Origin of the sequence: uncultured Leptotrichia sp., assembly GCF_938036635.1 — a bacterium.
GTDB classification, from domain to species: Bacteria; Fusobacteriota; Fusobacteriia; order Fusobacteriales; family Leptotrichiaceae; genus Leptotrichia; species Leptotrichia hongkongensis.
Genome location: NZ_CALHQO010000410.1, coordinates 1 through 6590 on the forward strand (window position 1 = coordinate 1; position 6590 = coordinate 6590).

At 29.7% G+C, this 6590-nt stretch carries 6 protein-coding genes; 4 read left to right on the top strand and 2 right to left on the bottom strand.

What is annotated here, in order from left to right:
* From hisD to glmM, 4 genes are all read left to right on the top strand, one after another.
* The coding region (hisD, locus tag Q0370_RS08280) for a histidinol dehydrogenase (RefSeq protein WP_299574513.1) at positions 1 to 700 on the top strand (700 nt) is incomplete at its 5' end.
* A gap of 94 nt (positions 701 to 794) precedes the next feature.
* On the top strand, positions 795 to 1475 hold the full coding sequence (locus Q0370_RS08285) for a response regulator transcription factor (RefSeq protein WP_021744742.1): 681 nt from the start codon (positions 795 to 797) through the stop codon (positions 1473 to 1475).
* 10 nt (positions 1476 to 1485) lie between these two features.
* Positions 1486 to 3087: a HAMP domain-containing sensor histidine kinase gene (locus Q0370_RS08290; protein WP_299574517.1), complete on the top strand. Its 1602-nt coding sequence runs from the start codon at positions 1486 to 1488 to the stop codon at positions 3085 to 3087.
* On the top strand, positions 3087 to 4448 hold the full coding sequence (glmM, locus tag Q0370_RS08295) for a phosphoglucosamine mutase (RefSeq protein ID WP_299574519.1): 1362 nt from the start codon (positions 3087 to 3089) through the stop codon (positions 4446 to 4448). The genes Q0370_RS08290 and glmM overlap by 1 nt, the downstream gene beginning before the upstream one ends.
* A 62-nt stretch (positions 4449 to 4510) precedes the next feature.
* On the opposite strand, the gene Q0370_RS08300 is transcribed toward glmM, so the two are convergent.
* Together Q0370_RS08300 and Q0370_RS08305 are read right to left on the bottom strand one after the other, a co-directional pair.
* Positions 4511 to 5254, bottom strand: a complete 744-nt coding sequence (locus Q0370_RS08300; protein WP_299574521.1) for a gamma-glutamyl-gamma-aminobutyrate hydrolase family protein — start codon at positions 5252 to 5254, stop codon at positions 4511 to 4513.
* Between the two features lie 51 nt (positions 5255 to 5305).
* The gene (locus tag Q0370_RS08305) at positions 5306 to 6103 is read right to left on the bottom strand and encodes a DUF4037 domain-containing protein (RefSeq protein WP_299574523.1); all 798 of its coding nucleotides are present in this window, start codon (positions 6101 to 6103) and stop codon (positions 5306 to 5308) included.
* Positions 6104 to 6590: the final 487 nt, after the last annotated feature.

A 6590-nucleotide genomic window follows, 5' to 3' on the forward strand; every position in this document is an offset into this window, starting at 1 on the left:
TGGTACAGAAACTGTTCCAAAAGTTTATAAAATTGGTGGACCAGGAAATATTTACGTTGCAATGGCTAAAAAAATGGTTTATGGGGAAGTTTCAATTGATATGATTGCTGGGCCAAGTGAAGTACTAATTATTGCTGATGAAAGTGCAGATTCAGTTCATACAGCGGCAGATTTATTGTCACAGGCGGAACACGACAAACTGGCAGCCTGCATATTAGTTACGACTTCTGAAAAGTTGGCAAATGAAGTTACTAAGGAATTGGAAAAGCAGTTAAAGGAATTGCCAAGAGAGGAAATTGCAAGGGCATCGATTGAAACTCAAGGAAGAATAGTTATTGTAGACAATATGGATGATGCTGTCTTTGTAAGCAATTATGTTGCACCAGAACATTTGGAACTGGCAGTAGAAAATCCATTTGAATTATTGCCAAGAATAAAAAACGCAGGATCAATATTTATGGGACACAACACGCCTGAACCAATTGGAGATTATCTAGCAGGCCCAAATCACACATTGCCGACAAGCGGTACTGCAAAATTTTCTTCACCACTTTCAGTAGATGACTTTGTTAAAAAATCTTCATTTATTTACTATTCAAAACAAGGACTTGAAGAAGTTAAGGATAAAGTAATTAAATTTGCTGAAAATGAAGGGCTTACAGCACATGCTCGTTCGGTTTCTAAAAGATTTGAGAAATAAAAAAATATAATTTGTCTGAAAATAGATTTTTAATAATTTTTTGAGAAGATTGAAAATTATAAATTTAAAAACAAAAATAGAATTGGAGATAATTATGAGAGAAAAAATATTAGTAATTGAAGATGATCCTAAAATTTCAAGATTATTAGAAATTGAATTAAAATTTGAAGGATTTGATGTATTTTTTGCATACGATGGTAAAGAAGGGCTAAATATGGCAAAATATGGTTCGTATGATATCATCTTGCTAGATGTTATGCTTCCTAAGATGAGTGGAATGGAAGTATGTAAAAGGATAAGGGAAACTTCACAAGTACCTATCATTATGCTTACTGCAAAAGATGAAATTAGTGACAAAGTAGTTGGATTTGACTACGGAGCAGATGACTATATGACAAAACCATTTTCAAATGAAGAATTGCTTGCAAGAATAAAAGCTCTTCTTAGAAGAACTAAAAAATCTGTTGTTCACAAAGGTGTATTTGAATTTGAAGATTTGACAATTAACTATTCAACTTACGAAGTGTTCAGAGATTATGGAAAAAATTTAATTCAATTATCAAAAAGGGAATTTGAACTTCTTGACTTTTTAGTATTAAATAAAGGAATTGTTTTATCAAGAGATAAAATCTTGGAAGAAGTTTGGGGATTTGATTATATTGGAAATGATAATATTCTTGATTTGTATATTAAATATTTAAGAGATAAAATTGACAGACCTTATGAGAGAAAATTTATTCAGACTGTAAGAGGAATTGGATTTATTTTTAAATAAGGAGTAAAGAATGAAAAATTTAAAATTAGAAGATCGTATTTCAGCAAATTACGCTCTTCTATTTTTGGTATTAATATTAGTTTCTAATATTATTCTTGTTTATTCACTGCAAAGGCAGTCAAATAAAGTGCTTGAAATTTCTGCAGGCAGTAAAATGGAAGAAATAAACAGTTTTTTGGATAAAGTTGGAATTTTTTCTGACAAGACAAATGTGCTTACACTTGACTTTAATCCTGAAGTTATTGAGGGGAAAAAGGTTATTCACGTAAAACCATTTAACCCTGGAGAAGACAACTATTTGTATGTACTGGAAATAAAACAAAATAAAGATTCTGTAATTCCAATTAATACACTTGGAGACACTGATACCGAAGAAGCCTCTATGACTAACGAAAAAATGATTAACTTGCTTGAAGGCTTTAATCTGGAAGATAATAATTCAGAAGGTAAAATAATAAATATTGAAAAAAATAAATATTTTGTCTTCAAGGTAAGCCGTGAAATAAAAAATTATAAATTTAATATTTATACTTTAAAAAATGTAACGCAGGAAAATCAAATTTATAAAAGATTAGAATATCTTGTTATTTTATTTACGATAATTGGTGTTGTTATAACGATTATTGTATCAAAAATAATGAGCAGAAGAATTTTAAAGCCAATTAATAACGTAATAAAAACGGCAAAAAGTATTTCAACAGATGATTTGAGTAAAAGAATAGAAATACCAAAAGAGGAAGATGAACTGCAAAATTTGACACTTATTATAAATGAAATGCTGGATAGGCTGGAGACTTCATTTGAAAATCAGACAAAATTTGTATCCGATGCTTCACATGAATTGCGTACTCCGCTTGCGATTATAAAGGGATATGCAGAGATTATACGAAAACGTGGGATGTCAGATATTGATATATTTGTGGAGTCGATAGATTCAATAATTAGTGAAACAGATAATATGCGTAATTTAATACAAAAGCTCCTATTCTTAGCAAAAGGTGAAATCACAAAAATTAATACAAAATTTGTAGACATCGACGCAAATGAAATGATTCATCAAATTCATTCTGACACTGTAGTTTCTAATAAAACGCATAATTTTCATCTTGAGATGGGAGAAAACTATAAGATTAAAGGTGATGAAACCTTGCTTCAGCAAGCAATCAGAGCTTTAATTGAAAATGCTACAAAGTATTCAGAGCCACATACAAATATTTATATTAAATCAGTTATTAAAGATGGATTTGGACGAATTTCAATAAGAGATGAAGGAGTCGGAATTTCTGATGAAGATGCAAAGAGAATCTTTGATAGATTTTATAGAGTTGACTTATCGAGAACAAAAGCAACTGGTGGAACTGGGCTTGGACTTGCGATAGTAAAACGGATTGTAGAAATTCACAATGGAAAAATTGAGATAGAATCTAAAATGAATGAGGGAACGGAGATTTCAATTGTACTTCCAATTGGAGAAAATATAGTAAAAACGGAAGAAGAAAATAATAAGAATGTAAAAAAGGAAAGAACAGAAAAGAAAAGGGCAGTATTTAGCTTTTTGAAAAAGGAAAAAGAACATAAACATAAAAAAAGAAAAAACAGAAAGGGAAAATAATGGCTAGAAAATATTTTGGAACTGATGGAATGAGGGGAGAAGCCAATAAAGACTTAACAATCGACTTAGTAACACGTCTAGGGCTGGCTCTTGGATATTATTTGAAAAAGCATAGAAAAAAACCTGGAAAGCCAAAAATTATTCTTGGAACTGATACAAGAATTTCAGGTTATATGATTCGTTCGGCTCTTACAGCTGGATTAAATTCTATGGGAGTAAATATTGATTTTGTAGGAGTATTGCCTACTCCAGGAGTTTGCTATTTGACTAGAAAATTAAAGGCTGATGCAGGAATTATGATTTCTGCTTCACATAATCCTGTAAAGGATAATGGGATAAAAATATTTAGTCAAAATGGTTATAAATTACCTGATTCAGTTGAAGAGGAATTAGAAAAATTAATGGAAAAAAAGGATGAACTTTTAAAACATCAAGTGCCAGGAGATGATCTAGGAACATTTAAATACGTAGAAGATGACATGAGAATTTATTTAGATTATCTAACTTCTACTGTAAAAACTAATTTTTCAAAATTACGAATTGTAATTGATACAGGAAATGGTGCAGCGTATAGAATTGCTCCAAAAGTTTTTCAAGCCTTAGGAGCAGATGTTGTTGTAATTAATAATATTCCAAATGGGAAAAATATTAATGTTAATTGCGGATCTACTCATCCAGAACTTCTTCAAGATGTAGTAAAAGTTTATAAAGCTGATTTAGGGCTTGCTTATGATGGTGATGCTGACAGATTGATTGCTGTTGATAATACAGGTGAAATTATAAATGGAGATTTGATTATTGCGATTATTGCTGAATACATGCAAAATAGAGGACTTTTGAACGATAATAAGGTCGTAACAACTGTTCTTAGCAATATGGGATTTGAAAAATATTTGGATGAAAAAGGAATTGGATTAATTCGCGCAAATGTTGGAGATAGATATGTTCTTGAGAAAATGAAAGAATATGGACTAAATATTGGTGGAGAGCAGTCTGGGCATATTTTAATGCTTGACTACAATACGACTGGAGATGGAGTGTTATCGTCGATTCAACTTGTTGCAGCTATTTTAGAAAGCGGAAAAACATTGCATGAACTTGTAAAAGGAATAAAATTATGGCCTCAAGATTCTAAAAATATCTTTGTTGCAAAAGAGAAAAAAGCAACTTGGGAAACAAATAAGGAATTAATCGACTTTATAAAGGCAAAGGAAAAAGAAATCGCTGGAAAAGGTAGAATTTTAGTAAGAGCTTCGGGGACAGAATCACTTATAAGAGTAATGGTTGAAGCAGAAAGTCAAAAAATTGTTGATAAATATGTAGCAGAATTAAGTAAAAAAGTGGAAGAAACACTTTGCTAATTAGAAAAATAATTATAAAAAAGAAAATCATAGTTAACTAGGCTATGATTTTTTTCTTTAAATTAATTTTTTTTCCTTGAATTTACTTCATTTACAAATTTTTTAAATAATTTTTGTGCAGTTTCGTCATTAATTGCCATCATTTCAGGATGCCATTGAACTCCAACGATAAAAATTTCATCTGAAATATTTTCAATTGCTTCAATTACTCCGTCTGCACTTTTTGCCGTTACAACAAATCCTTCTGCCAGCTTATTTATTGTCTGATGATGATAACTGTTTATAAATCCAATTCCTTCAGGGTAGATATCACTCAAAAAGCAGTTGCTTGCCACAGTAATGGAGTGAGTCGGAGTGTGAGCCCTGGCTTTTTGAAAATGTTTTATTGAAACGTTTTCATTGTAGGAAAGATCCTGATAAAGTGAACCTCCGCATTCAACATTGGCTATCTGCATTCCCCGGCAGATTCCGAAAATTGGCTTTTTATAAGTTATTGCATAACGGATAAGAAGTGAGTCAAATTTATCACGTTCAGGAAATATTTCTCCAAGTTTTTCTTTTGGTTCTTCACCATAAAGAAGCGGAAAAACATCATTTCCTCCAGTCAAAATTATTCCATCCACATTTTTTACAAATTCCTCAATAATATCTTCATGCTCATTCAAAGGTAGAAGATGTGGCACACCACCAGCATTTATTACAGCATTGATATAGGAAACATCAACATAGGCTCGTTTATAGCCAGCAAAAAGCCCTTTTTCCAGTCCAAGTATATTACTTGAGATTCCAATGATAGGTTTTTTCATATTGTCCTCCAATCTATAAATTTATATGTAATTTAACCATATATTTTTTTATTAGTCAAATATTTTGATTTTTGCTATATTTTTTATATTGTTAACAATTCTGTCAAGAACTTCTATGAAGGAATCCTGTTTTTCATCTGAATACATATATAAGAAAAGCAGATTTAAATCTTCTTCAAAATTTTCTGGTAATATTTTACATTTCTTTTTGCAAAGTTGAATTAAACGTTTTTCACCAGGATGTGTTACTTCGTTTATCGCAAACAATAAATCAAAATACGAAGCCAGAAATTCTGCTACTCTATGATTTATACTAACAAAATCCTTTCTTTTAAGAGCTTTTTTTATTTGCTTAGGGTACGCTGGCATTGAAGAGTCAATTAATTCCAGTTGTCTTTTTATTATATTTTCTTTTAGCTGTTTTGGATAATTTATAGAATATTTATTTTTGTATTTTTCAAGAGTTCCGTTTTTGTCGTATATTATTTTGCAAGTAACTAAATTATGCCACATGCAAGTTGTGTAGGAGTTGCTAGGCTGGCATTTGATAACGACTTTTTCGATGTCTTTTATAAAATCTTCCATATCTCGATAAAGAATATCAATTTCAATTCCATTGTTTAAAACACAGTTGTCTTCGTATTCCCAAAAACTGTTGCCAATTTCCATATAACTGCAAAATTTTTGTAGAATATTTTTTCTTTTTTCTTCACTAATTGGTGAATTGACATAAAGGTACACATCGTAATCTGATTTTTCATCATAATTTTCTCCTGCTCTTGAACCTCCTAATGCTATTGCATCCACTTCTTCAAATAAAGAAATTTCTTTAAATAGTTGCTGTATCATTTTACCTCCTCAGTTCTTATTTTTGATTGAATAAAAAATGTCTTTAAAAATAAGGAATATTTAATTTAGATGTTTCATTAAAAAGAATTTTCATATATTTTAGCATTTATATTTAAATTTTCCAATTAATGTTTATTTTAAAAATCTTCAAAAAATAATTTGAATAACAAAATAAGTAGTAATATTCTAATATTTTTGAGATAAAAAACTTTTAAGATGAGAAATAAAGTTGCAAAGGGAAAATATATTCTGAAGAAAATTCAAAAAATAAAAAATATTTAAGGAAGCTGTTTGATCCAGTAATATAATTTTAATGTTTACATTAATAGAATAAAAATGTTATAATGTAGTAAAATTATTTTAAAATCGAATTTAAAAGTTATAGCTGCTTTATTTAAACTCTAAGATTATGTAATTTTATAAGTTTGATTTTAAGGTTCGAGTATAATATAAAAATATATGATTGGAGAGAAATAAGTGTGGATGT

Excerpts from the sequence above, each read along its gene's own strand:
- Q0370_RS08285 (WP_021744742.1), top strand. The coding sequence starts at position 795 with ATGAGAGAAAAAATATTAGTAATTGAAGATGATCCTAAAATTTCAAGA.
- Q0370_RS08290 (WP_299574517.1), top strand. The coding sequence starts at position 1,486 with ATGAAAAATTTAAAATTAGAAGATCGTATTTCAGCAAATTACGCTCTT.
- glmM (WP_299574519.1), top strand. The coding sequence starts at position 3,087 with ATGGCTAGAAAATATTTTGGAACTGATGGAATGAGGGGAGAAGCCAAT.
- Q0370_RS08300 (WP_299574521.1), bottom strand. The coding sequence starts at position 5,254 with ATGAAAAAACCTATCATTGGAATCTCAAGTAATATACTTGGACTGGAA.
- Q0370_RS08305 (WP_299574523.1), bottom strand. The coding sequence starts at position 6,103 with ATGATACAGCAACTATTTAAAGAAATTTCTTTATTTGAAGAAGTGGAT.